Consider the following 26,572-nt stretch of genomic DNA (forward strand, 5'->3'; position numbering starts at 1 on the left):
TCTCAAATTCCAAATAAAAAATAAAGAATAAAAAACAAAGAACAAATTTCAAACAATGTCAATTTTGAAATTTTTAAAAAAATTAAACACGTTGAAAAAAAGTCTATTTTCTATTTTCTATTTTCTGGTCATCATTAACAGTTTTGCCCAGGAGATGGTATTATCTGATCAAGCTGAAATAAGCATAATTACTGTCGATCCTGGTTATGATCAACTTTATGATACTTTTGGGCATAGTGCTATTAGAGTAACGGACAGAAAATTAAGAATAGATCAAGCCTATAATTATGGTATTTTTAATTTCGAGACTCCAAACTTTAATTTAAAATTTGCCCAAGGAAAATTATTGTACGAATTAGCCGCATATCCATTTTCCTATTTTTACAGAAGTTATAAGGAAGAAAATAGAGGTATTAGAGAGCAAGTTTTAAATTTAACGCAACCTGAAAAACAAGCATTCTTTAATTTTTTACAAAATAATGCCAAACCTGAGAATAAATCTTATTTATATGATTTCTTTTATGACAATTGTGCCACACGATTAAAAGATGTGGCTGAAAATGTTCTTCAAGAAAAAGTAGTGTTTAACAATAATTATACAGAAGGCAAGAACGAAACCTTACGTAGTTTAATCCATCAATACGCTCAAAAAAAACATCCTTGGGGTACCTTCGGAATCGATTTAGCATTAGGATCTGTAATTGATAAAAAAGCAACTACTAAAGATTATCTTTTTTTACCTGATAATATTTTCAATACCTATGCGGAGAGTACTGTTAATGGAAAGCCGATTGTAAAGAAGACTAACGTCTTGTTTAAAGCAAAAGATAAGAAAACTAAAGGGTTTCAATTATTTACACCTTTAATAGTCTTCTCGTTAATTGCTCTATTGGTTATTTTTATTACCTATCGTGATTATAAGCAACGAAAACGTAGTAAAGTACTAGATTTCACCTTGTTTTTCACCACAGGTTTAATAGGTCTTGTTGTATTATTACTTTGGTTTGCAACCGACCATTCAGCAACTAAAGATAATTACAACTTTTTATGGGCCTTTATGCCTAATGTATTTGTTGCCTTTGTTTTGTTAAAAAAGGAAGTTCCAAATTGGGTTAAAAAGTATATACTTTTATTACTAGTACTTTTGGCTTTAACAGTAGTATTATGGATACTTAAGATTCAGATTTTTTCTTTGGCTATCATTCCATTGCTGTTGATGTTAGCGGTACGGTATTGGTTTTTGTATAAAGACCATAATTCAACAACACACCCCTAGCCCCTCTCAAGAGGGGAACTATTTCGTTATTAATTAAATAACAAAACACAATGATAACACTTGTCATTGCGAGGAGCATATCGAAAATTTATTCAATTAGTACTTATAATTCATTCGACGTGGCAATCTATTTATTTTTTCTCGGTAGTTGTTCAAGTAAAAATACTCCCCTTAGCCCCTCTCAAGAGGGGAATTACTTAGTCATTGTGAGGAGTATAACGTAATTATTTATGGTAGTACTTAAATTATAAGTGACGTGGCAATCTCATTAATTATACTCCAATGACAATTTTATAAAACTGTATTTTAAAATTTTGAGATTTGTTTTTTATTTGAGATTTGAATTTTTGAATTTTGTTTTTTCTTTTAAAAGACCTCCCCCTAACCCCCTCCTAAGGAAGGGGAATTAGTAGTTGTTAATGTACTTCAATAATCAAATAACAAAACACAATTATAACACTTGTCATTGCGAGGAGCTTAATGGAAATTTTCTTCGATTAGTACTTCGAATTATGCGACGTGGCAATCTATTTATTTTTTCTCGGTAGTTGTTCAAGTAAAAACACTCCCCTTAGCCCCTCTCAAGAGGGGAATTACTTAGTCATTGCGAGGAGCATAACGTAATTATTTATGGTAGTACTTACATTATAAGTGACGTGGAAATCTATTTAATGATACTCCAATGACAATTTTATTACAACTGTATTTTAAAATTTTGAGATTTGTTTTTTATTTGAGATTTGAATTTTTGAATTTTGGAAATTGAGATTTGTTTTTTATTTGGATTTTGATTCTTCTTTTAAAAGACCTGCCCTAACCCCTCTCTAGAGGAGAACTTATTCATTATTAAAGTATAAACGTAATGTTATAATGATGCCTGTGGTACTTTTATGACTTTTACTATAAAGTTTATTTCAACAGTTGTCATTGTGAAGGCATTGCAATAATTCAATTATTAAGCAAAATATATAATTGCCTGTGGCAATCTCATAAATGATACTTCAATTTATTATTGTTAAGTGTTTATTGCAAGGGGCATAGCAGAATTTAACTAGATTAATTCTAATAGATTATGCGTTATCGAAATCTGTCCAATGATTTTAAGATTACTTTGAATGTACTGAAGTCTCCTTTACATCTAAAGATTCATATTCAGAATTGTTTGAAATGTATTCTGTAACAATACTCTTCATTTTAGTAACGATTTCAAATTTATCCATATTGTCTAGTTTAGACAATTCGATAATTTTACTTTTCATCACTTTATAATCCACAGGGTCTACCTTTGCAATCATAATTTTTTCATTATACGTAGGTACTGTATTTTCTTCATTACTTAACAGTTCTTCGTAAAGCTTTTCTCCTGGACGTAATCCGATAATTTTAATATCTATATCATCAGGGTATTTTAATCCCGACAAGTGAATCATCTTTTTAGCTAAATCATAGATCTTCACAGATTCTCCCATATCGAAGACATAAATCTCTCCTCCTTTTCCCATGACTCCAGCTTCCAACACCAAACTACAAGCTTCACTAATGGTCATAAAATACCGCGTAATTTCTTTATCGGTTACTTGAATGGGACCACCTTCTGCAATTTGTTTTTTAAATAACGGAATTACAGATCCGTTTGAACCTAATACATTACCAAATCTAGTGGTGATGAATTTCGTTTTACCTTCATGGTTTAAGCAATTGGCATACACTTCTGCAACCCGCTTAGTAGCACCCATTACATTCGTGGGGTTTACTGCTTTATCTGTTGACACCATCACAAATTTCTCTACACGATGCTTAGATGCCAAATCCATCACTGTACGTGTTCCAAAAACATTCACACGTACGGCTTCGTAAGGATTATCTTCCATAAGCGGAACATGTTTATAGGCAGCGGCGTGGAAAATCATATCAATTTGGTAATTGCTAAAAATAGCCGCCATTCGTTTTGTATTGCTTATATCGGCAACTTCAACAGCAAAGTTTTTAAATTTCTTTCTATGGAAACTCTGTTGCACATTATATAAATCAGATTCCGCTTGATCTAATAAAATAAGCTGCTTATACTTATAATTACCAACTTGATGAGCAATTTCACTACCTATAGAACCTGCAGCTCCTGTAATTAGAATTACTTTACCATCCAATTCTTTTTGCAGAATGGGATTATTTATTTTTATTGGCGTTCTATTTAATAAGTCTTCAATTTTAACCTCTGTAAGTTGTCCTACATTCAAATCACCATCTATCCATTGGTCAACGGGTGGTACTACTTTTACCTTAACGGGTAATGGAACTAATTTATCTACAATTTCGAATAATTTAAAAGGTTTTATATTATGAATAGAAACAATAATTTCTTTTATATCATGACTTTCTATAAATTCTTTTGTAATTACTTTAGAAGAATATACTTTTACCCTGTTGTATTTCTTTCCTCGTTTCTTTTTATCATCATCAATAAAACCTACAATATTTGCATTATTATTTAAATCATTGATAATGGCTGCATAAGTTAGCATTCCTGAATCACCAGCCCCATAAATCAACGTTTTTTTAGGAGCTTTATACTGAACTAATACCTTCTGAATAAATCTTTTAAAAACATATCTACTTGCAATTAAAACAATAATATTTATAAGATAATTTACAGTTAAAACTCTAAAAGGAACCGCAAACCGTTTGGTAATATCATAGTTCCTATCAACTAGAGTAATGATAAATAATGAGATAAAAATTAGGCTTACACCATAAAAAAGATTGAGAGCGTCTTTTATTCCCGTTTGTCGAACGGTACCCTTATATGATCCAACTATTAAAAAGCTAATTAATGATAATAATATGACTAAAAAAATTTGAGCAAAGAACCCAAATTGTTGAAAACTTAAATCAAAATTAAATACAACGAGATAGGCAATAATAAAACTTTGAACTACCAAAGAAATATCAACCAGTAAGACTACCCATCTGGAAACATTCAATTTTGCCCCTTTTTCAAAAACTGATTTAATCATTTAATCACTCTTGTACATTAGTAAACAAAGGTCGTAAATAATTACCAATTAATTAACATACAAAAATAAGTTTGTATAATAGTCTATCTAAATTAGAGCCAACCCATTATTTCATTTTAGTCATATAACAAATACTGTGCTTTTCCCACTCACCACTGATAAAAAGACAATTCTGTCCTCTTCTATGGGATTAGTATACTAATTTGCGTTTTGCAAAAAGACCTCCCTTAATCCCTCCAAAGGAGGGAAACTATCGCCTTTACTATAATATATGGTCTTAAAACCTCTGGTTGGAGAAACCAAGAAATACGTTTAAAACAGTTTCAAAATGGCATCAATAACTCTTTGCTGTTGCAAATTAGTCATATTAGAGCCGCTAGGTAAACATAGCCCTTTACGAAACAAATCTTCTGAAATACCATTTGTATATTTAGGAAAGGTATTAAATATAGGTTGTAAATGCATTGGTTTCCATAGAGGACGTGCTTCTATATTTTCATCTTGTAAGGCTAATCTAACCATTTCTCGTTGGTCATAATTCTCTAATAAAATGGTAGTTAGCCATCTATTTGAAAATGTGTCTTTTGATTCGTATAGAAATTTAATTTCTTTAATACTTTCTAAAGCTTTAACATAAGTGTCAAAAACGTTGCGTTTAGCTTTAACTCTATCATCCAACACTTCCATTTGCCCTCTACCAATTCCTGCTAAGATATTAGACATTCTATAATTAAATCCAATAGTAGTATGTTCATAATGTGGAGCGTCATCCCGAGCTTGAGTTGCTAAAAACGTGGCTCTTTTACAATATTCAGGATTGTCAGATACTAATGCTCCACCTCCTGAAGTTGTAATGATTTTATTTCCATTAAATGAAAAAATTCCTAATTCACCAAAAGTCCCCATGGCTTTATCTTTATAAAAAGCTCCTAAGGCTTCTGCAGCGTCTTCAATTATTGGTATTTTATATTGAGAAGCTACCCCAAGAATTTCATCCATCTTTGCAGGCATTCCATATAAATGCACCAAAATAATCGCTTTTGGTGTCTTTCCTTTACGTATTCTATCTTTTATGGCTTCTTCTAATAAAACGGGACACATATTCCAAGTATCTTTTTCTGAATCTACAAAAACTGGAATTGCTTTTTGATATCTAATCGGATTCGCAGAAGCCGAAAAAGTAAAGCTAGAGCAAATAACTTCGTCATTTTCTTCAATTCCCAACAGTATCAAGGCTAAATGAATTGCAGCTGTACCTGAACTCAACACCGAACAGGACTTACTACCCGTGTAATTACAAATATCCTGCTCTAAACCATTGACATTTGGACCTAAAGGTGCCACCCAATTATCGTCAAAAGCCTGTTTCACATATTTTTGCTCCTCTCCTGTTAAATGTGGCGAAGAAAGCCATATTTTTTCTTTCATATGCTGTTCAATTTTATTGTACGGTAAAAGTAATACAGAATCTTTTAAAATTAAAAGAATTCTTACAAAGACCGCGTTTTATTCTAAACTAATTTCAATAAATCTTCTACGATACGGTGTGCCGTATTTCCATCCCATAAATTTGGAATTTCACCTACTTTCCAATCTCCGCTATGTAATTTTTTCATAAAAGGTGCTACATTTTTAGGATCTGTACCTACCAATTCATTCGTGCCTATCGTAATCGTTTCTGGACGCTCGGTATTATCACGCAAAGTCATACAAGGCACTTTCATTACTGTAGTCTCTTCTGTGATACCACCTGAATCTGTAACTACAGCAAAAGCATGTTTTACGAGATAATTAAATTCTAAATAACCTAAAGGACCAATCATATGTAAATTATCCGCCTGTATCCCAATTTGTTCTAACATTTTAGCAGTACGAGGATGTACCGGAAAAATAAGTGGCATTCCCTTTGCTCCTTTTACAATCTCATCTATTAGCGATTTTAACTTTTGTTCTTGATCTACATTGGCTGGTCTATGTAAGGTCATTACAAAATAACCCTTTTCTTTTAAGTTTAACTCTGAAAAAACAGTAGGTTGTTTTAAACGAGGCATGTTTTTCAATAAGGTATCTATCATCGTATTACCAACATACCTGATTTTACTTTCATCATGGCCTAATTGACGTAAATTTTCATTGGCAACTTCTGACGTAGTATAAAATATATCTGTTATAGCATCAGTTACCATTCTATTAATTTCTTCAGGCATTGTGATGTCGTTAGAGCGAATTCCTCCTTCTACATGAATTACATGCACTCCTAATTTCTTTGCAGCAATAGAACAAGCCATCGTAGAAGTAACATCACCTACCACCAAACAATAATCTGCCATATCTTTTAACAATAATGCCTCATAACGCTCCATGATTCTAGCCGTTTGTTCTGCTTGAGTACCAGAACCCACTTCTAAATTAACATCAGGATCAGGTATCCCTAATTCTTCAAAAAAACTACCAGACATTTTTTTATCATAGTGTTGACCCGTATGAATCAGTCGGTATTGAATTTTATCTTTTACTTTTTCTAAAGCCTCAATAATTGGAGCAATCTTCATAAAATTGGGTCTTGCTCCTGCAATAATATCTAATTTCATCATTTTTTATTATATTTTTCTAGCAGGATTGCCTACTACTTTTTGATTGTCTAAAACATCACTAATAACTACCGATCCTGCTCCAATCACACACCATTTACCAATTTTTATATTAGGTATAATTACAGCACCTGCACCTATATGAGTGCCTTGTCCTACATTTACTCCTCCACACAAGGTAGCATTTGGCGAAACATGTACATAATCTTCCAATATACAGTCATGGTCTATAGAAGATGATGTATTGATAATACAGTGTTTGCCAATTACTGTAGATGAATTGATTACACTACCTGCCATTACTGCGGTACCTACCCCCAATTGAGAGGTTTTATCAATAATCGCTTTAGGATGAATTGCGTTACCGAATTCAACATTCAATCGTTCTGCAATTTCCTTGCGTACATTATTATTTCCTATGGATATAATTAGGTTATCGCTTAAGCTATCAATGTCATCTAAGGTATGTACAGCACATCCTAAAATCGATGTAACCTTTACATTATCGTCAATTATTGCGGAGATCGTAACATTTAACTGCTTATAAATGTCTATAATTACTTTTGCATGTCCGCTTGCTCCGTATAATATCATATAAATTTAATTAATTTTTCCCGTTAAAGGGTTCTGTTGTTGCCATACCAACCGTATTGATATCCTCAGATTTAATCACTTTTAAGATTGTTTTAAATATTATTTTAACGTCTAAGATAAAGCTAACATTATCAACATACCAAACATCAAATTTTAATTTTTGAGTCCAACTAATTGTATTACGACCATTAATTTGTGCCCAACCTGTAATACCTGGTTTTAAATTGTGCCTCCTTTTTTGTTCTTTAGAATATAAACTTAAATAAGGTATTAAAAGCGGCCTTGGTCCTATCAAGCTCATATCACCTTTTAAAACGTTAATTAATTGAGGTATTTCATCAAGAGATGTTTTTCTAACAAATTTACCTATAGTAGTTAACCTATCTTTGTCTGGCAACAAGTTATTGTCATCATCTCTAAAATCGGTCATTGTTTTAAATTTTATCACTTTAAAAACCTTTTCGTTTTTCCCGGGTCTTTGCTGGAAAAAAAAAGGATTTCCTTTATTAGCGATACTTAATAAAATCAATAACACTATAAAAATAGGACTCAACAAAACGAGCCCAATCAATGATAAAATAAAATCTAAAATTGGTTTTACAGCATTAACGTACATTATATATCTAATTTTTCTTTTATCAATCTCACATAATCCGACGCCAAATGATGTCTATCAAAATGCTTTCTTGCATAGCTGTATCCATTTTCACCCATTTCTTTTAATTGAGCTTCTTTTATCAAGGCATTTTTAATAACATCAACCATAGCTTGAGCATTTTCAGGTTCAGCATAATACCCACAGTCTGCAGCTTCAATCAATTCTCTTGAAACGCCATCAATAGCCAACAATACTGGTATTTTACAAGACATATAATCAAATGTCTTATTGGAGTAAATCGTTTTAAATGTATCTACTTTTTTCAACACTGATGCTCCCATATCTGAAGCCAATATATATTTAAACACCTCTTTTTTAGCTACAGGATCAACAAAAATGACATTCTTTAAATTCCTTTTTGCCACTTCCTTTATTAATTCCTCCTTTTTCATGCCAGAACCAATCAGTTGAAATACAACATTCGTATCTTGAAGCTTTTCTGCAGCATCTATTAATTGTATTAAATGATTTGCTACACCATGAGCTCCTACATAGGTGATGATAAACTTATCGTCTAAGTTTATTTTTTTTCTAAAGCTTTTTGCATCAAAATCTTTCGCAATAGCATCAGCCAATGAAAAATCAGCTGCATTTGGAATAAAAATAATTTTGTCAGAAGGTACTTTTTTATTTACAATTAATTTTTCTCTAAATGCCGGAGTTAGTACATTAATTATTTTGGATTTTTTATAAATAAATTTCTCAAACCAATAGGCGAATTTAATAATATATTTATTGCTAATGACTCCTGTATCAATAGCGGATTCAGGCCATAAATCTCGCACTTCAAAGACCAGTGGTATCCTTTTAAACCTCGATAAAACATAACCCGTTATACCGATAAACAACGGAGGTGAAGTAACTATGGTAACATCATATTTACCCTTTAACTTAAATACACCTGCATAAATGCTAGAAAACACAAAAGAAAAATATCCCCAAAGTCTTCCTAAAAAATTTACATTATAAGATTCAGAGACGTGACATCTTATTAAGTCTACACCAGGATAAAAATCTCTTTGTTTTAATGTAAATTTACCTTTACAATGCTTATATTTTTTACCCGTATTATAATGAACCATACCAGAAAGAACAGTAACATTATATCCTAATTCTGACCATACTTGTGTCATTTCGTTAAATCTAGAACCACCTCCATCATCTTTTTCTAAAAAGTATTGGTGAATCAATAAAATATTCATGACTATTTAAGGTTTGTTAATTTATTATGATATTCAATCTTGGTATGCAAATATCCATAATTTGTTTTAAAACTTATTCGAATTGAAGATTCTTTTATGCCATAATAGCTCGAATACCATTTTTCTTCAATAATGGCATCTAATTGATTTCCATTTTTATCATATGTTTTTATGCTTACCTTATCTCTAATCTTGGGATTTATGTGCCAATATTGTACCATTTCTTTGTCTGGTGCATTTTCAATAGTATCAAAAATTTCCCATACCTGTGAATTCTTTACTTTGGTTACTTTTCGTTTATGAGTGATATTTTTTCCAACATGCCTAAATGCCCTAATTTTCCCTTCAAATACAAATGCATCCTTCTTGTCTAACAACTTAGCTTTTGCATTTTTAATCCAATAAAACCAAATAAATCTACCTCCTTTTAACATTTGATCGGCACCATTTACACTTACTGTATTATGGCCACCAACACCATTAAAATAACTACTAAATTCAGCTGTAGTATTGTATTTAAAAGTCCCAGAATCTCTCAAAATATTGATTCCATCGGCCCAGAGATCTACATGTAAATTATCTGATTGTGCAGGTCTATCCTTAAAGCTTGCACATCGTATAAATGTTTTACTATTATTTTCATTTACAATATAATACCCTCCATTATCAAAAGTAAAGGTTCCAGCATGTAAATGATCTACTTTAGTGGGGTTTTTAATACCATACCAATTATAACTATCCGTATTATATTTAATTTCACCTTTTAAAACAGCCCTTAAATCATCTAATTGAGCTCTATAATCTCTATAATCAGCGTCGGATAGTTTAAAAAATAATGCACCATCATTATGTCCGTAATTTGGTAAATTTCCATCTACAGCATTCAAACACGTATCTAAAAACAAAAGTGATTTTTCTGCTTTGTCATACACACTATTTTTAAAGCGGTCCTCATTTAATTCCGAAAGTCTAATAGCCCAGGTAAATAACTGAATTACAATTCTATGATAGTTCATAGAGTGTTGTAAATAAGTACCATCTTTATAGATTTGATAGTCAATTTCTTGTTCAAACCATTTCTTACCCTTACTACTCCATTTTTTTGTTTCTGGTATAAAAGGGAACAATAAATTCGAAACATACAATAGCAATGTTTCCGTTATAGCATGATTATTTCTAACCGCAATTCTAGAAAAATTAATATTATGATACACATGATGAATTTGCCAGTAAATAGCGTTCATTATGGTCTTAAACAACGTATCCGTCAATGCTTCACTATCGCGATAGTAATACAATGCAAACGTCCAATTTAAGATACGTAAACTAATTTCTTGGCTACATTTATAATTGGGACCTTGGTTGATTGGGTTTTTATCTATAAAATCCTTAATCTGATCTAAAACAAATGTTGACTGATCTTCATCAAAATTATAATCATAGCGAATCACATCATAAACAAATGAGAATCGGGCTTTCTCCCAAACATATTTAATATCTCCAGCGACTTTATTAAAATCGTTTATTTCTGTGAAATGTAAATGATGATCATATTTAAAACCAGAATCAGGATTTGTTACCCAATCATAATCAACACCTAAATCAAATTCTTTTTTTGAAAAAAAAGTATAGGTTCCTTTCATTATATTATTTACTTTCTCTTCTAAAGCAATTGTTTTAATTTTTGGAATTTGTAGCCCGGCTTTACTTGTAAAGAAAAAAGGTGGGGTATTTCGTTTCCACTCCTCTAGTGAAATAAACTCCTTAAAAGTAGGGTTAACGGGGAATTTCTTTTTGTGAATGCCTAAACGACTTTTTACCTCATAAAAAACACGGAAAACGATATACCGCATTCCCATGTTTTTAATTAAGTCTATATATTGAGCTATTTTCAAATTCTATTTTTAATGATTTACTATTATTTATTCAAAAATAATAAATAATAGTTCAATGTGACTTGTTCTTTATATTGATTTTATACTTGTCATTACGAGCGTAACATAGTGAAGCGTGGTAATCTTGTGTTAGATTTTTAGAACCAGTCTATTGATAAATCATCCCAATTTGGATTCAATTCATTTACCAGCTTATTCTTACGTTTTCTATTTGTTTTTTTTAATTGTTTTTCTCGCAGTATTGCCTCACTTATGTTAGAAAATGTTTCAAAATACACTAATTTATCACAATTGTATTTAGATGTAAAACCTTTGTAAAACTTGGTTTTATGTTGAGTTACTCTTTTTATCAAATCAGATGTAACGCCTATATACAATACCGTATTGGTTTTATTAGTCATGAAGTAAACGGTACCTTGTTTCATATCATTAATGGGATTGCCACGTCATTCCTTTGTCTCTCCTCGCAATGACGTTGTACTAAAACTTAATACTATACTTCATCCACTTGCCTTGTTTTAAACTTTCAATAGCATCAATCGACCTCCCCCTAGCCCCCTCCGAAGGAAGGGGAATCAGTTTCATGAGATTGCCACGTCGTTCCTTTGTCTCTCCTCGCAATGACGTTTTACTAAAACTTAATACTATACTTCAATCCACTTGCCTTGTTTTAGACTTTCAATAGCATCAATCGACCTCCCCCTAGCCCCCTCCGAAGGAAGGGGAATCAGTTTCATGAGATTGCCATGTCGTTCCTTTGTCTCTCCTAGCAATGACGTTGTACTAAACCTCAATCCACTTACCTTGTTTTAGACTTTCAATAGCTGCAAAAGAAGCTTTGGTTGTATTTACAATCACATCAAAAGGAATAATTGGTGCTCCTCCATTTTTTTGTTGATTGATTAGCTCATTAAACTGGTTATAATGCCCTTTGTCTTGTTTTGACTTACTATTTCCACCTTTAAACCCGTATGTTTTTAAGGTACGCCAATTATCCATAACCAAGGTGCGTTCTTGTGAATACACTTCTAAACGTTCTTTAGAATAGGCTTTACTGCCATTAGAAAAATAGTTCACAACTGCGTTGGTTCCATTCTCGTATTTTAATAAAATAGAAGCATTATCCGTACTCTCGTCAGGATTGGTTCCCATAGCATTCATACAGACTGCTACTACTTTACTATCTGCGAAATACGTACATAAATCAATATAATGACAGGCTTCACCAATAATACGCCCACCACCTACTTCCATATCATGAACCCATACCTGTTTTGGGATGAATCCTGCATTCATGGTGGCAATAATATTTTTAGGAGTATTGTCATTACCCAATAATTTTTTCATGTTTTTTGCTAATGGAGCAAAACGTCTGTTAAATCCGACTGATAGTGCCCCTTTATTCTCATTATAAACGGCAATGATTTGGTCTAATTCTTCATTATTTAACGCTAATGGTTTTTCTACAAAAACACTTTTACCTGCTTTTAAAGTTTCCATTACAAATTTAGCATGAGAATTATGCTTGGTGGTTATAATTACTAAATCGGTTTCTTCGTCTTTTAAAATTTCTTGATAGTCAGAAGTAGAATTGGCAACACCATACCTTTTTGCCATGGTAGTTGAAGACAATCCACCAGAACTGGCAATATACTTTACATTAGCATTCATTTTTTTAAGTTGCGGCATCATGGTGGCACTCGTAAAATTACCCGCCCCAATAATACCCAGCACTCCCTTTTGACCTTTAAAAGACTTTTGGGTAACGTTTACTGTTTTTACAGGACTTTCAGTGCTGTCGTATACTAAAAGTGAAGCAATGGATTTAGAATTACCCATATCTCCATAAATTTTAAGATAGTCTTTAATTGAAATATGCTCCGTAATTAATGGTTTTACATCAAGACTTCCGTTATCAATGGCATTTAATATGGCTTCAAAATTCCGTTTTTCGGTCCATCGTACAAAACCGATTGGGTAATCATTTCCTTTTTGCTCATATTGTTCATCATATCTTCCGGGGCCATAAGAACAAGAAACTTGAAAAGAAATTTCTTTTTCATAAAAATCAGCCCTACTAATATCTAAACCAATAACACCTACTAGCACTACTCTACCTCTTTTTCTACTCATTTTAGCAGACTGCGAGATAATTTCATTGCTTTTATTAGAAGCGGTTATAATAACCCCATCAGCACCTACACCGTTGGTAAACGATTCTACAAACTTCACTTGGTCTGTACCTTCAGCAGGGTTTATGGCGGTAATACCTTTTGCCTTTGCAATAGCTACCTTATCAGCATCATAATCAAATCCGATTACCTTACAACCATTGGCTTTTAATAACTCTGCAGTAACGAGGCCTATCAATCCTAGCCCTACTACTACAATCGTTTCTCCAAAAGTGGGATTTAACAATCTAATGCCCTGTAAACCAATGGAACCAATAACAGTAAATGCGGCTTCATCATCCGTAACTGTATCTGGTATTTTAGCCACTAAATTTTTAGGAACCAATACATATTCTGCATGGTTACCATTAGAAGCGACTCTATCTCCAATAGAAAACTCGGTTACCCCTTTACCTACGGCAACTACTTCACCTACATTGCAATATCCAATAGGTAGGGGTTGGTTTAATTTATTAAAAACAGAATCAATAGTAGGTTTTAAACCGTCTGTCTTCACTTTATCTAAGACCATTTTCACCTTATCCGGTTGCTGTTTTGCTTTCTGAATAAAATTGGCTTTTCCAAATTCTACCAACGAACGTTCTGTACCTAAAGAAACTAAGGTTCTGGTCGTTTTTATTAATACAGCTCCGGCTTTAACACTAGGTACTGGTACTTCTTCTAAAATGGTATCTCCTTTTTTAAGGTCTTGTATAATTTGCTTCATAGTGCATTTTTATAAAGTTGCAAAGGTAATAAGAACTAATGAGTTTTTAGTATGATAGTTTCTAAGTTACGGCTTGAAGTTTTAATATTATCTTTTGGTTTTGGCCAGTTACTTAGCGAAAATTTTAATATTTGCTAATAATCATATACCAGATAATTATTTATAGAATTATTTAAATCCTCCCTTAATTTTTCTAAATCACAAGAATTATTTAATATCGATCCTTTTTCAAGTATTTTAATTAACATTTTTAAGTATGTTTTTTCTCCTCCATGAAAACCATCTATTGTTTCATTATCACTTGAATTACAAATTCTTACAGTATTGAATTGAAAAACTTCAAAATTATATTTCTTGAAAATTGGAGTTATTTTGGGGGAAATTTCTTGAATATAGTTGTAATTATTTGAGCTAATCATTTTGTCATAAACCTTATCTGCAAACGGTGGGAGAATAGCAACTACTTTTATATTTCGTTGGTGACAATAAGAAAGAAGCTCATTTAAAACTTCTAATGCTTTTAAATTGATAACATTGGCATATTCAAATCTCCTATTCCCATTTTCTATTCTAGTAAAAGTATCTTGATATAAATAATCTTCTGCACTTGTATCGCTTATCAATAATTTGTTTATCTGATTGCCATAATACATACTCCCATCATTTCTAAAACCTGTTGAATTAATTCTAGCATTTAATCCTACTGGTATATAACTACTTTTTTTAGTTGACAAACTTGAGAATGTAATTTTTTTCTTAAAAATATCTTTATATACTAAATTATAATTAGTAAAGCCTAAAGAAAATTTACTGGATTTATTATTAATAAATTGTTCTCTCTGAAAGTTATTTGATTCTAAATTATCCCAAGATGCATTAAACATCCATTGGTCTAACCCAATTATTAAGTAAGTGGGTAATTTTGATTTAGGTATTAATTTTAAAAAATCTTTATAATCATTAAGGCCTTTTATAGTGAAACCTGCATTATAAAAACTAGTTTTAAACATTTCTTTTCTAAACTGTAATACTCTAGATGATCCTAATGCCATCACATCAAAACGCTTTTCTGAAGCCCTTTTATATTTTAAATACTTATAATTATCTTCATTATAAGTATAACCAATAAGATATTTTTGAGAATCTAAGTTTAATTCATCAATATTAGAATTAACTTCACTCGTCTTCGTTAAAATCACAAAAGGAATAACTAAGAAAATTAGAACAGGAATACTAAAAATGATGATTTTTTTATTGAATTTAAGCATAATCTCTAAAATTGAAAATAAATAAACTGTTGTTCCTGACCTCCAAAAAAGAAAATTAGCAATAGTATTGTATAATAAATTCCTATGCGTACAAGCAATGGTATTTTTTGTTTATTAATTTCTAACGCATGTTGCTTATTACGTTGCAGCCATTCAACACCTATAAATAGTATAACTAAGATTATGATATTAGTAGGATGAATTTCAGGTATAGTAAATAAAGATTTTGTAAAAATACCTTTTAAATACGAAAAAGCATGAGAAATATTATTCGCTCTAAAAAAAACCCAAGCCAATACGGTTAGTAAAAAAGTTATACCGACTTGTATTATTTCTTTTAGGTTAGGTATAATTTTACCTACAGCAACGACGTTGCTTGTATGTACTCTATTTTTATTTAATAGCATTATAGGTAAAAAATATAGAGCATTCAAGAAACCCCAAACTACAAATGTCCAATTAGCTCCATGCCAAAACCACTTACTAAAAAGATAATAAAGGTGTTCCTGATTTTCATCCATGTACCTCCTTTACTGCCGCCCAATGGGATATATAAATAATCTCTGAACCATGTAGACAACGAAATGTGCCATCGTCTCCAAAATTCGGCAATATCTCTTGAAAAATAGGGAAAGGCAAAGTTCTGTTTTAAATTAAAACCAAACAATCTAGAGGTACCAATGGCAATATCAGAATACCCAGAAAAGTCTCCATAAATTTGAAAAGTAAAAAATATGGCTCCTAAAAATAATGTACTTCCTGAATAATCGTCTGAATTGTTAAAAATTGTATTGGCATATTGAGCACAATTATCAGCAATAACTATTTTTTTAAATAAACCCCAAAGTATTTGTCGCAGTCCATCGACGGCCTTTTCATAATCAAAAGTTCTTTTTTTATAGAATTGTGGCAATAAGTTGGTTGCTCTTTCAATTGGACCGGCAACGAGTTGTGGAAAAAAACTAACAAACGCAGAAAAAGCAATAAAATCTTTTGTTGGTTTTAGCTTGTTCTTGTAAACATCTATAGTATAACTTAAAGTTTGAAAAGTATAAAAACTGATGCCCACAGGTAAAATAATGTTTAAACCTTGTGGATTTATGGGGTTTCCTAAAAAGCTAAAAACTTCTACAAAATTATCTAGAAAGAAGTTGTAATATTTAAAAAAGCCTAAGAAACCTAAATTTACAACTATACTTATCCAAAGCAGTATTAGCCTTTTCCTTTTACTACTTTCAGATGAAAGCAATCTACCTATTGTATAATCTACAAGCGTACTAAATAAAATTAATGATAAAAACCGCCAATCCCACCAACCGTAAAATACATAACTAGCAACAACAATGAGTAAATTCTGTAATTTTAAATTCTTTTTAAAAATAAACCAATAGATAATAAATACTACGGGCAAAAAAATGGCAAAATCTATGGAATTGAATAGCATTCTATTATTTATCCTAGTTTAAAATCTTATGTGCAACTAACAATTTATGCTCAATACTCTCCCACGAATACTTCTTCGCATTTTCTTTATTAAAAGAAAAAGAATCTTTCCTATTCTTCAACTCTTCATAAACGGCATCTACATTATAATTTGAGAACGAAGATAAAATAATACCTATATTTTTTTCTTTTACAAAACTAGAAACTTTCACTTCACTATTCATTATTACAGGTGTATGCGTTTGAATGGCGTCATAAATTTTGTTTGGACTGGCATTAATGTTATTCTGATTTGAGGGTTCATAACAGCACATTATATAATGAACTTCATTAGCTGCTATTTTCGTAGCTTCTAATTGTGTTAAAACACCCCTAAATTTTACATTAGCCGCTTTTGCGAAATTTTTAGTATTATCGTCTGACAACCATCCCGCCATTATAACCTTAACGTCTTTATATTTATCAGTTAACTCTTGTAAAAATACAGTACCCCGAGCGTTGTTCATGGAACCATTATAAAAAATAGTAAGTGCATCTATATTTTTTTCATAATCACCTTTATAGCGATTAGGATAATTCTCTAATAAACCCAAGCGGCTTTTTACAAAATCTGGCATTAAGCTTTGTCTGTTTGAATCTGTCACAAAAATATAATTTATTGGAGCATAGACCAATTTCTTAATTAACTTTAATTGATTCTTAGGTTTGTTCTTTTTCATAAAAACAGAATCAAAAATATCTAGTACTACGTATTGTTTAAACAACCATGGATAAAAAAACACCATTAATTGTTCATTTATTATATGAATGGAGTTAAATTTATATTGTCTCTTTAATTTTAAAAATGCTTTAATTTGCTTATAGATCGCCTTTAAAGAATTTCTTTTTTCTTGAATTAGAATAAATTCGTTACAGTATTTTTTTGCATAATTATTACTTCCATATTCCCCGACTCCTAAAAAATAAATATCAGTATGTTTTGATAAGGTTTTAATCTCTTTATTGATACGCATATCCGAACCATCATTAGTAGATATAAATAATAATTTATTCATGTGTTAAATTTTATTGATTTTTAGTGGTCACATGCTGTTCGCAAATAATCATTCCCATGAGTAAAAATGCTCTATTCATACTCGTTTCATAGTTTATGATTTAACTTCTTTTAATATATTTAAGAAATTGTCTATCAAATTATCAGTGTTAAATTGTTGTACATGCTGGTAGCCCAATTTACTTTTGTTAATTCTTAGTTCATCATTTTGTATACATTCTTTTATGGCTTTGGCCAATGCATTTGAATTATTTGGTTCTACCATCCATCCACAGTTACCGTAATCCAAAACCTCTGGTATACCACCTACATTTGTACTTATTACTGGTAAACCAGAAGCCAATGCTTCCATGTTGGCAACACCTAATGCTTCTTTATGAGAAGGAACGCAGAAAATATCAGCACTGTTAAAATATTTCTTTAAATCATCTGGATGTGTCGATCCTTTAATTTCAAAATTCTCTATTCCCATGTTGATAACTTCTTTCTTTATTATGGGTAAATCAATTTCTCTTGGGCCAATTACAGTTAACTTAAATTTACTTACTCCTAATAGTTTTAATGCTTCAATAAGATCATAAAACCCCCCATTTTGATAGCCACCTTTTACAAATAAAACATGAATTAAATCCCCATAATGCTCGCGTAATTTAAATTTGTAATTACTTATTTTAATTCCCTTATAAAGTATTTTTATTTTACTCAGTGGAATATTATACATTTTGTGAATTTGGTCTTTCAAAAACTTTGAATTCACAATAACCCTATCGGCATTTAATGCCGCCTTTTTCTCTAAATAAAACAATAATAGATTTTTGAAATAGTTTTTATTAAAACCAAACCCTCTATTAATTAGATCTATTCTATTGTAATCATTAATCATTACAATAACCGGTTTTTTAAAATTCAAAGCACTCAAATAGCCTGTAAATGCATTATTATAAACTAGAACATTATAATTAAAATTATTTTGTATTCTTTTCGCTTCTTTATGATAAATAAATATGCGGATAAACTGGTAAAAGAAACTATTTAATTTAGTTTGGTTCAGGTTTAACCTATAGATACCCGCTCTCTTTTCTAATTTCGCGTTAAGGTTTTCAGTAATAACCCGAAAATCGATACTTTCATTCTCTAATAGTTCGTTATATATTAAATTTGCAAATAAAGCAGGACCGTTATCAATCGTATCAAAAGAAGTGGTTGAAAATAATATTTTATTCATTTTGTTTAATATTAGAATAGTACTCAAATTCTTTAGAATTCATAAGTATCATATATGCAAACCATGGAAAAAACAGAAATTGGCCTGCAGTAAGATTACTCTCAAAAAGAGGGATAATAATTAAAGGAATAATTAATAAAGAGTAACTCGATGTAAGTCTCCAAAAAATACCTAAAGGGTGAATTACCATATAATATAAAAAAAAAAGAAATACAATAATACCAGCTCCAAATAATACTTCCCAATAAGAATTATGATAGGAATACAAAATCCCACCATTCATCCTTAGCTCAGTGTAATCAAACATTCCAACACCAGTGATCCAAAAAGTTTTTTTACTATTGAAACTTCGCAACATTGCCTCTGTACCAATTAACCGACCTTCTTTACCTGTTTCTAACTGTGTTTTATTCTTTTCTTGCAAAAAGTCAATTACGGAATTTTCTTGTATGGCAACAAAAAAGTATACTGCTATAGCTACAAATACTAAAATAATTTTTGTAGAAATATTAGCAAAATGATCTTTAAAGATAAAAAATACTAAAGCTAATGCAACTGATAAAATACCAGCTCTGTTACCGCTTATAATTAATAAATAAAAAACAAAAGGTAAATATAAAAATAAGCCCAATTTAATATAAAATTTTAAGGGATAAAATCGTAATACAGTTAAGGCACTTAATATAAATAAAGAACTTCCCCAACCATAATGATTAGACACAAAAAAATCACCTTCTTGATGACCATAAATATTTGCTGTACCTGTATCCGTTCCAAACAAAAAATAAGAAATAGGTACAAAAGAATATACTAACAAAATTGACAATGACAACGCTACTAATAAGTTAAATGCCTCATAACGTAGCAAATAATTAATTGAAAATAAAATATAAATTAAAGGATAAACAAAAGTTAAACTTTTATATAGTGCAGGGAATGGGTCTTCTGCTACGAATGCAAGAACTGACACACCTAATGTAACCAATAAAATACTCCATTTTTTCGATAGAAACCCTGTATCTATACCATTTCTATAAAGAACAAAAACTAAAGAACCAATTACAAATATTAATTTAAATACTCTTATAAAAGGTACAAGATGAAAACCAACTCCAGAAGCTAAAGCATAGCCTAAAATAACCCATATCATATTTAACACCAAAAGTTTAAATACAGTATCCCTTAATAAAAACTTTATTTTGTAGTTTAGTTCCATCTAACTATTTTAAATTGTGAGAAACACTTAAAAGTGAATAGTTTGTAATTAGATATAGAACTAATAATAAGTACACCCCATACATATAAGCTTGTACAGGAGGGTAATATAAGGTGAAAGTACCTAAAGAAAAGCTAATCATAAAAAACCATAGATATTTTTTAGAATATATTAAAAGGCAAACCATAAGAAACCCAGTAAAAGCTATGATGTAATTTATAGTGTCACCTGCTTTATTAATATATCCAATAGAAAAACCTTGAAGTGTGTTAACAATGGCATTTTTCAAGAATAGAATAGGATTTCTATTAAATATTTCAATTGTTTCATTTTTTGCAATTTCTGTGTATTTTTTCAAAGTAATCTCATTATATAAATTCCCCCCCACAGAAGCATTTAATTTTTCGTTTGTTTTATTTTCATAAAGTGCATAACCAGATGTGTCACTTAATTTTATATTATAATCATTTGAATAGCCACCAATACCTATATAAATCGTATGCCAAACGTTCTGTTTTGTTGGAGCATTTATTAATAAATATGTCACTATTATATAGCAAACGGAAAATAGTCCATATTTATAATGAAATTTCTTAAACAATAGATATATAACAAATAGTAAAGAAAAAACAATAGTAGGTCTGGTTACTATTATTACTGGCAATATTAATAAAAAAAATGTAATTATAAATTTATTAGGAGATTTGGATAGCATTAAATATCCAAAAATAAAAGCTGGAATTACTTGCCAAAAATAATAAAAATTAAATACTACAAATTTTAAAATTAAAGGATTTATGGCATAAAGTATCAAGAATAACCATTTTTGTCTGTTAGAAAATTCTTTAAGCGTCAAAAAAATTATTGAAATAAATAAATGAAAAAGACATTGTAAAACAATAATCGCCATTTGATCGCCTAAGAATGGAAAAATTGTAGTTGCCATTTTTACTAAATAAACATAGCCAATTGAATTATTAAAATAGGGAATTAAATTTGTTTTTTTTTTAAATTTGAATTGATCTTCTTTAAAAGAATCATCTATTTTTTTATAATGTTCAATTTCATCTAAGTTTACTTTGAACCTCCCTGGTGTTGTTAAATTATGTGCACCTGATAAATAAGGAGCAACCCAATTGGGGCTCATCCTATCGTTTAGAAACACATAATATGATATACAAATAGAAATAATTACAATAATTATTCTAAAATACGAAAAACTTTTAATCATAATTTTTTAATAGTGAACATATTTAAAAATATTCATTAATTTTTTGAATTATTTTTTCTTGCATATTTCTTGATAATTCATAATACAATGGTAATCTTAATAAAACTTCAGAAAAATTATCTGTATTAACTAATTTTTCTCCTTCGTACTTATCTATATAAAAAGGACTTTTATGTAATGATAAATAATGAAAAACAGCATGAATATGATTGGCTTTAAGATGTTTTATTAGCCCTTTTCTATCTTCGTTTGAATTACAAACGAGATAAAACATATGTGCATTATTAGTTGAGTTTTCAGGTACCTTTGGTAGCTTAACTAAGCCTTTTTTCTCTAACGGTTTTAATTGTTCATAATACGTATTCCAAATTGCTTTCCGTTTTTGCTGAATATCTAATAAATTTTCCAGTTGTGCATATAAAAAGGCCGATATTATATCAGAGGGTAAAAATGAAGAGCCTACATCTACCCAACCATATTTATCTACATCTCCTCTAAAAAAAGCAGAACGGTTTGTTCCTTTTTCCCAAATAATTTCAGCTCTATCACCAAATTGCTCATCATTAATTACCAAAAGACCACCTTCACCAGATATAATATTTTTAGTTTCATGAAAAGAAAATGTAGCCAAATGACCAATACTTCCTAAAGCTTTTCCTTTATAAAATGAATCTATCGCTTGGGCTGCGTCTTCAATCACGAATAGGTTATGTTTTAAAGCTATAGCCATTATTGTATCCATTTCGCAAGCATGACCTGCATAATGCACTACCACAATCGCTTTTGTTTTAGGTGTGATTAAGCCTTCAATTTTTGTTTCATCAATATTTGGATGCTCTTCTTTGCTATCAGCAAATATAATATTAGCACCTCTTAATACGAATGCATTCGCAGTGGAAACAAAAGTGTAGGATGGCATAATTACTTCATCTCCTGCTTTTATATTTATGAGTATAGAGGCCATTTCCAAAGCATCAGTACACGATGTTGTTAATAAGGTTTTATTAAAACCATATTTTTTCTCAAAAAAAAATTGACACTTCTTGGTAAATATACCATTGCCAGATATTTTACCTGAGGTCACGGCGTCCTCTATATAAGTTGTTTCTTTACCTGTTAAATATGGTTTGTTAAATGGTATCATAATCTTAAAGCCAAAAATGGTATATAAATTCTGTTTTTACTATACTATAGCCGCAATTTTCATAAAAATTACATGCACTTTTATTATTACCCTGTGTTACAACTTGAATTTCATTATAATCAGTATTAACTGCCCAGCGTTCCGCTCTTACCATAAGTTTTTTTCCAATTCCTTTTCCTCTAGCGTTATGATCAACAGCTATTAATCCTATATTAGCTTTTTCATTTTTCACTCCAACAGTTATAAATCCTAATATTTCGTTTTCAGAATACACAAAAACTTCTTTTGCAATTTTTTTGTCTATTGAATTTCTTACCCACAGTTGATAAAGTTCTTCAAATTTATCAGTTTCAATTTTATCATCAATTTTAAATCTAGAAAATTCTCCACTTTGAATAGCTAAATCAATTAAAATTGAATCAACCTTTCCTGATTGATATTTATTTATAAAATCTAAACTTATTAAATTATTTTCATTAACATATTTTGAATAGGTCACTTTCCTATCAACCAATTTTCCGTTGTATTTATCTATAAAATCAAGATTTAATATTTCATCCTTTGTAAATACATATACTAACTTATAAGATTCCCTATGCTTTAATTTATTCAATAAATCTTGCAATTGATTAAAGTCTCTATCAATTTTAATTTTTGCAATTTTAAATCCAAAAAAATCGGAATCCCATGATAAATGTTCATATTCGTTCATCAATAATATGTTAGAGATTTATTTGATCTTTTACAATAAATAAAGGTCTTTCTTTTACTTTTTCAAAAGTTTTACCCACATATATACCTACAATTCCCAATATGGTTATAATGACACCAGATAAAAACCAGATGGATAAAATAATACTTGTATAGCCTATTTCTGTAATGGATTTTGAAAAATATTTAAATAAATAAAATACTGCCATTAGCGTTGTGACAAAAGACATCAAAAAGCCAAATTTAACAACAAGCCTTAATGGTTTTTCTGAAAATGCAATCATATTGTTAAAGGCTAATGCTAATAAACTTTTAAAACTATAAGCGGATTTGCCTTCCTCACGTATTGCGTGATCAACCTCTACTGCTGTTTTATTGAAACCAACCCATTGTGTCATTGTAGGAAAATATCTAATATTATCTTTCATTCTTAAGACTGCATCAATTACTTTTCTATGATAAATACCAAAATTTCCAATAGTGGCGTCTTGCTTAGTGTCGGTTAGGTAGCTGAACAATTTATAAAATACCGTTGAGCTCATTTTTTTTAAAAAACTATCTTTCCTAACTTTCCTTTGAGCAAAAACAATGTCATAACCTTCCTTAGTCTTATTATATAGTTTTATTATTTCCTCAGGTTGGTCTTGCAAATCTCCATCCATAACAATTATCCAATCTCCCTTTGCATAAGATAATCCCGCAGTTATTGCATAGTGCTGTCCAAAATTCCGAGACAAATTAATTCCTTTGACGAAAGAATGCCTTTGTCCCAAATCATACATGACATCCCAATCATTTTCTGGACTGTCATCATTAACATATATAATTTCAAAATCGTTGGTAATTTTAGTAAGTGCATTATTGAGTCTTTTCGTTAACTCTAATAACGATTGACTACATTTGTATAAAGGTATGACTACAGAAAATTCCATGTTACAACTTTAAAAAATCAATAATTTTTCCCACCGCATTACCATCTCCATAAGGATTATGTAGCCTCGTCATATTTTTATACAATGGCTTATCATCAATTAGCTGTTGGACACCATTCACAATATTCTCTTTATTAGCACCTACCAATTGCACCGTACCTGCGGTAACCGCTTCTGGCCTTTCCGTTGTATTTCTCATAACCAATACTGGTTTACCTAAGCTTGGAGCTTCTTCTTGCACACCACCAGAATCTGTCAATAATAAATAACAATGCTTCATGGCATAAACAAAGTCTGGATATTCTAAAGGAGCAATTAAATGTACATTATTTAATGCACCTAAGATTTGTTTTACAGGTTTTTGAACATTGGGGTTTAAATGAACAGGATATACAAAATGAAAATCAGTATTTGCTAATGCTAATTCTTTAATAGCTTCACAGATTTGAATAAAGCCATCTCCAAAATTTTCTCTACGATGCCCTGTAATTAATATGTATTTTTTATGTTGTTCTACCAACAATGGTAAAACGGTATCCTTCACATTTTTACTAAAATCTGAAAGTTGATTGGAGATATACAATAAGGAATCAATAACTGTATTACCTGTAACGACAATTTTATCTTCAGCTATTCCTTCTTTTAATAAATTATTTTTGTTCGTTTCCGTAGGTGCAAAATGAATGTTTGCCAATTTACTTACCAATACTCTATTGGCTTCTTCTGGAAAAGGAGATTGCATATTACCTGTACGTAAACCTGCCTCTACATGCCCAACTTCTATACTTGCATAAAATGCTGCTAATGCAGTATTAAAACACGTGGATGTATCACCATGAACCAACACCAAATCTGGTTTCCATTGATTTCTGAATAGATCTCTCATACCTGAGAGTACTTTAACACTAACATCTGTTAAGTCTTGCCCATGTTGCATGACATCTAAATCAAAATCAGGTTTTAAATCAAACAGTTCTAATACTTGATCTAACATCTCTCTATGCTGGGCTGTAACACAAATTTTATGCTCAATGTTTGATGTATTATTTAGCTCTAAGGCCAAAACCGCCATTTTTATAGCCTCTGGACGCGTACCAAAAACAGTAAGTATTTTTTTCATGATTCAATTATTTTTTCTACGATTTGATTAGCAAAATATTGATAATTCCCTTGTTCTTTTTTAAATTTACAAATTGATAATTCCATGAAATCATTATTTTTACTTATTGACATAATAACATCAGAAATGTCCTTTGGAGAACTGGGATCTGCAACATTAACTGCAAATGGATATTCTTTTGACAAAGACTTGAATGATGGAAAGTTAGGTAAAATAACTGGGGTCTCATTATTTACAAATTCATATAATCTATTTGGTGCTGCGTAAACGTTATTTAGTGATGTAGGACTGTAAAACCCAACACCAATATCAGCAGTGGACATTGAATTTAAATGTTGAGGAGGAACCCGTGATTTTAGAAAATAAACCCTTTCCTTTAAATTCAATTGTTCAATATGATTTTTCAACTCTTCTTCATCTGTTGAATTAACATTAAACGATGGTATTACTACTAAAACAAACTTCTGAGGTAGAAAGTTCAAGGAAGAAACTAGTTCTTTTAAGTTCCTTTTCTTAATATCCAACAATCCAGAATACATAATTATGACCTGGTTATCCTTCTTTAATTCTTGAACTTCAGTGTCTATTACAACCTGATAATCATCATAATAGGGTATGTTTGGTAAAATAAATGGTAATCGTTTTAAATTGGCTTGAAAATAGGTTATCCATCCTCGATTTTCTTCTGGTACAACTAAATAATCAGCTTTTCTACAGTTTTTATATTTTGACTCTTCTAATTCATGATAATGATAAATAATTTTTGAATTGCCTTTAAAAATATTTAATCCAAAGACATCCCAAGCTCCTAACCATATGAACTTTAATCTACTATTATTTTTAAAAAAATAAGAATAAAATTTAAAATGAAAAAATAATTTAGCTATTAATCTTTTTAGAATTGAACCAACTGGATATTGGTTCTTACTACAAGTTATTACTTTAACGTTTTTCTGCTTGAATCGTACTTCAGTGTGATATGTGAAAATTTCAATTTTATAACCAAGAACAGCTAAATAATTAATTATTGCTATTGTAGGAGGGATTGTTTTAAAATCTCTCATTAACGGAAACAATATTTTAACTTTCTCTTTCATATT

The 26,572-nt window shown here is 30.4% G+C and carries 20 protein-coding genes and 1 pseudogene; 1 reads left to right on the plus strand and 20 read right to left on the minus strand.

Annotation, left to right across the window (positions count from 1 at the left end; translation table 11 throughout):
• The first annotated feature begins 64 nt into the window (after positions 1-64).
• Positions 65-1,276: an Lnb N-terminal periplasmic domain-containing protein gene (locus JBL43_RS09940; RefSeq protein ID WP_233098751.1), complete on the plus strand. Its 1,212-nt coding sequence runs from the start codon at positions 65-67 to the stop codon at positions 1,274-1,276.
• A gap of 1,106 nt (positions 1,277-2,382) precedes the next feature.
• Here the strand turns inward: JBL43_RS09940 and JBL43_RS09945 are convergent.
• From JBL43_RS09945 to JBL43_RS10040, 20 genes and pseudogenes are all read right to left on the minus strand, one after another.
• Positions 2,383-4,290, minus strand: coding sequence for a polysaccharide biosynthesis protein (locus JBL43_RS09945; RefSeq protein ID WP_198841294.1), 1,908 nt, complete (start codon positions 4,288-4,290; stop codon positions 2,383-2,385).
• Positions 4,291-4,602: 312 nt separating this feature from the next.
• Positions 4,603-5,718 carry a DegT/DnrJ/EryC1/StrS family aminotransferase gene (locus JBL43_RS09950; RefSeq protein ID WP_198841295.1) on the minus strand — a complete coding sequence of 372 codons (1,116 nt, stop codon included), beginning with the start codon at positions 5,716-5,718 and terminating at the stop codon, positions 4,603-4,605.
• Between the two features lie 83 nt (positions 5,719-5,801).
• Positions 5,802-6,881 (minus strand): non-hydrolyzing UDP-N-acetylglucosamine 2-epimerase, encoded by a 1,080-nt coding sequence (wecB, locus tag JBL43_RS09955; RefSeq protein WP_198841459.1) that lies wholly within the window; start codon positions 6,879-6,881, stop codon positions 5,802-5,804.
• A 9-nt stretch (positions 6,882-6,890) separates the two neighbouring features.
• The gene (locus tag JBL43_RS09960; protein ID WP_198841296.1) at positions 6,891-7,475 is read right to left on the minus strand and encodes an acetyltransferase; all 585 of its coding nucleotides are present in this window, start codon (positions 7,473-7,475) and stop codon (positions 6,891-6,893) included.
• A 10-nt stretch (positions 7,476-7,485) separates the two neighbouring features.
• The gene (locus JBL43_RS09965; RefSeq protein WP_198841297.1) at positions 7,486-8,091 is read right to left on the minus strand and encodes a sugar transferase; all 606 of its coding nucleotides are present in this window, start codon (positions 8,089-8,091) and stop codon (positions 7,486-7,488) included.
• Positions 8,091-9,335: a glycosyltransferase family 4 protein gene (locus JBL43_RS09970; RefSeq protein WP_198841298.1), complete on the minus strand. Its 1,245-nt coding sequence runs from the start codon at positions 9,333-9,335 to the stop codon at positions 8,091-8,093. Before JBL43_RS09970 ends, JBL43_RS09965 begins: the two co-directional genes overlap by 1 nt.
• Before the next feature lie 2 nt (positions 9,336-9,337).
• The gene (locus JBL43_RS09975; protein ID WP_198841299.1) at positions 9,338-11,230 is read right to left on the minus strand and encodes an alginate lyase family protein; all 1,893 of its coding nucleotides are present in this window, start codon (positions 11,228-11,230) and stop codon (positions 9,338-9,340) included.
• A gap of 137 nt (positions 11,231-11,367) precedes the next feature.
• Positions 11,368-11,655 carry a GIY-YIG nuclease family protein gene (locus JBL43_RS09980; RefSeq protein WP_198841300.1) on the minus strand — a complete coding sequence of 96 codons (288 nt, stop codon included), beginning with the start codon at positions 11,653-11,655 and terminating at the stop codon, positions 11,368-11,370.
• 358 nt (positions 11,656-12,013) lie between these two features.
• A complete protein-coding gene (locus JBL43_RS09985) occupies positions 12,014-14,128 on the minus strand; it encodes a bi-domain-containing oxidoreductase (RefSeq protein WP_198841301.1) in 2,115 nt (704 codons plus the stop codon).
• A gap of 134 nt (positions 14,129-14,262) precedes the next feature.
• The gene (locus tag JBL43_RS09990; protein WP_198841302.1) at positions 14,263-15,396 is read right to left on the minus strand and encodes a hypothetical protein; all 1,134 of its coding nucleotides are present in this window, start codon (positions 15,394-15,396) and stop codon (positions 14,263-14,265) included.
• Between the two features lie 5 nt (positions 15,397-15,401).
• Positions 15,402-16,840, minus strand: a pseudogene (locus JBL43_RS09995) (MBOAT family O-acyltransferase).
• Positions 16,841-16,853: 13 nt separating this feature from the next.
• Complete coding sequence (locus JBL43_RS10000) at positions 16,854-17,894, minus strand: glycosyltransferase family protein (protein ID WP_198841303.1); 1,041 nt, start codon at positions 17,892-17,894, stop codon at positions 16,854-16,856.
• A 93-nt stretch (positions 17,895-17,987) separates the two neighbouring features.
• Complete coding sequence (locus JBL43_RS10005; RefSeq protein WP_198841304.1) at positions 17,988-19,118, minus strand: glycosyltransferase family 4 protein; 1,131 nt, start codon at positions 19,116-19,118, stop codon at positions 17,988-17,990.
• Positions 19,111-20,334: an O-antigen ligase family protein gene (locus JBL43_RS10010; protein ID WP_198841305.1), complete on the minus strand. Its 1,224-nt coding sequence runs from the start codon at positions 20,332-20,334 to the stop codon at positions 19,111-19,113. The genes JBL43_RS10005 and JBL43_RS10010 overlap by 8 nt, the downstream gene beginning before the upstream one ends.
• Positions 20,335-20,338: 4 nt before the next feature.
• Complete coding sequence (locus JBL43_RS10015) at positions 20,339-21,565, minus strand: hypothetical protein (RefSeq protein ID WP_198841306.1); 1,227 nt, start codon at positions 21,563-21,565, stop codon at positions 20,339-20,341.
• 22 nt (positions 21,566-21,587) lie between these two features.
• Positions 21,588-22,709 carry a dTDP-4-amino-4,6-dideoxygalactose transaminase gene (gene rffA / locus JBL43_RS10020; protein ID WP_198841307.1) on the minus strand — a complete coding sequence of 374 codons (1,122 nt, stop codon included), beginning with the start codon at positions 22,707-22,709 and terminating at the stop codon, positions 21,588-21,590.
• A gap of 4 nt (positions 22,710-22,713) precedes the next feature.
• Positions 22,714-23,421, minus strand: coding sequence for a GNAT family N-acetyltransferase (locus JBL43_RS10025; RefSeq protein WP_198841308.1), 708 nt, complete (start codon positions 23,419-23,421; stop codon positions 22,714-22,716).
• A gap of 10 nt (positions 23,422-23,431) precedes the next feature.
• Positions 23,432-24,352: a glycosyltransferase family 2 protein gene (locus JBL43_RS10030; RefSeq protein ID WP_198841309.1), complete on the minus strand. Its 921-nt coding sequence runs from the start codon at positions 24,350-24,352 to the stop codon at positions 23,432-23,434.
• A gap of 1 nt (position 24,353) precedes the next feature.
• Positions 24,354-25,472 (minus strand): non-hydrolyzing UDP-N-acetylglucosamine 2-epimerase, encoded by a 1,119-nt coding sequence (gene wecB / locus JBL43_RS10035; protein WP_198841310.1) that lies wholly within the window; start codon positions 25,470-25,472, stop codon positions 24,354-24,356.
• Positions 25,469-26,569 (minus strand): glycosyltransferase, encoded by a 1,101-nt coding sequence (locus JBL43_RS10040; RefSeq protein ID WP_198841311.1) that lies wholly within the window; start codon positions 26,567-26,569, stop codon positions 25,469-25,471. Before JBL43_RS10040 ends, wecB (JBL43_RS10035) begins: the two co-directional genes overlap by 4 nt.
• Between the last annotated feature and the right edge of the window lie 3 nt (positions 26,570-26,572).

The organism is Aureibaculum flavum (genome assembly GCF_016406085.1).
GTDB classification, from domain to species: Bacteria; Bacteroidota; Bacteroidia; order Flavobacteriales; family Flavobacteriaceae; genus Aureibaculum; species Aureibaculum flavum.

Excerpts from the sequence above, each read along its gene's own strand:
- JBL43_RS09945 (WP_198841294.1), bottom strand. The coding sequence starts at position 4,290 with ATGATTAAATCAGTTTTTGAAAAAGGGGCAAAATTGAATGTTTCCAGA.
- JBL43_RS09950 (WP_198841295.1), bottom strand. The coding sequence starts at position 5,718 with ATGAAAGAAAAAATATGGCTTTCTTCGCCACATTTAACAGGAGAGGAG.
- wecB (WP_198841459.1), bottom strand. The coding sequence starts at position 6,881 with ATGAAATTAGATATTATTGCAGGAGCAAGACCCAATTTTATGAAGATT.
- JBL43_RS09960 (WP_198841296.1), bottom strand. The coding sequence starts at position 7,475 with ATGATATTATACGGAGCAAGCGGACATGCAAAAGTAATTATAGACATT.
- JBL43_RS09965 (WP_198841297.1), bottom strand. The coding sequence starts at position 8,091 with ATGTACGTTAATGCTGTAAAACCAATTTTAGATTTTATTTTATCATTG.
- JBL43_RS09970 (WP_198841298.1), bottom strand. The coding sequence starts at position 9,335 with ATGAATATTTTATTGATTCACCAATACTTTTTAGAAAAAGATGATGGA.
- JBL43_RS09980 (WP_198841300.1), bottom strand. The coding sequence starts at position 11,655 with ATGAAACAAGGTACCGTTTACTTCATGACTAATAAAACCAATACGGTA.
- JBL43_RS09985 (WP_198841301.1), bottom strand. The coding sequence starts at position 14,128 with ATGAAGCAAATTATACAAGACCTTAAAAAAGGAGATACCATTTTAGAA.
- JBL43_RS09990 (WP_198841302.1), bottom strand. The coding sequence starts at position 15,396 with ATGCTTAAATTCAATAAAAAAATCATCATTTTTAGTATTCCTGTTCTA.
- JBL43_RS10000 (WP_198841303.1), bottom strand. The coding sequence starts at position 17,894 with ATGAATAAATTATTATTTATATCTACTAATGATGGTTCGGATATGCGT.
- JBL43_RS10005 (WP_198841304.1), bottom strand. The coding sequence starts at position 19,118 with ATGAATAAAATATTATTTTCAACCACTTCTTTTGATACGATTGATAAC.
- JBL43_RS10010 (WP_198841305.1), bottom strand. The coding sequence starts at position 20,334 with ATGGAACTAAACTACAAAATAAAGTTTTTATTAAGGGATACTGTATTT.
- JBL43_RS10015 (WP_198841306.1), bottom strand. The coding sequence starts at position 21,565 with ATGATTAAAAGTTTTTCGTATTTTAGAATAATTATTGTAATTATTTCT.
- rffA (WP_198841307.1), bottom strand. The coding sequence starts at position 22,709 with ATGATACCATTTAACAAACCATATTTAACAGGTAAAGAAACAACTTAT.
- JBL43_RS10025 (WP_198841308.1), bottom strand. The coding sequence starts at position 23,421 with ATGAACGAATATGAACATTTATCATGGGATTCCGATTTTTTTGGATTT.
- JBL43_RS10030 (WP_198841309.1), bottom strand. The coding sequence starts at position 24,352 with ATGGAATTTTCTGTAGTCATACCTTTATACAAATGTAGTCAATCGTTA.
- wecB (WP_198841310.1), bottom strand. The coding sequence starts at position 25,472 with ATGAAAAAAATACTTACTGTTTTTGGTACGCGTCCAGAGGCTATAAAA.
- JBL43_RS10040 (WP_198841311.1), bottom strand. The coding sequence starts at position 26,569 with ATGAAAGAGAAAGTTAAAATATTGTTTCCGTTAATGAGAGATTTTAAA.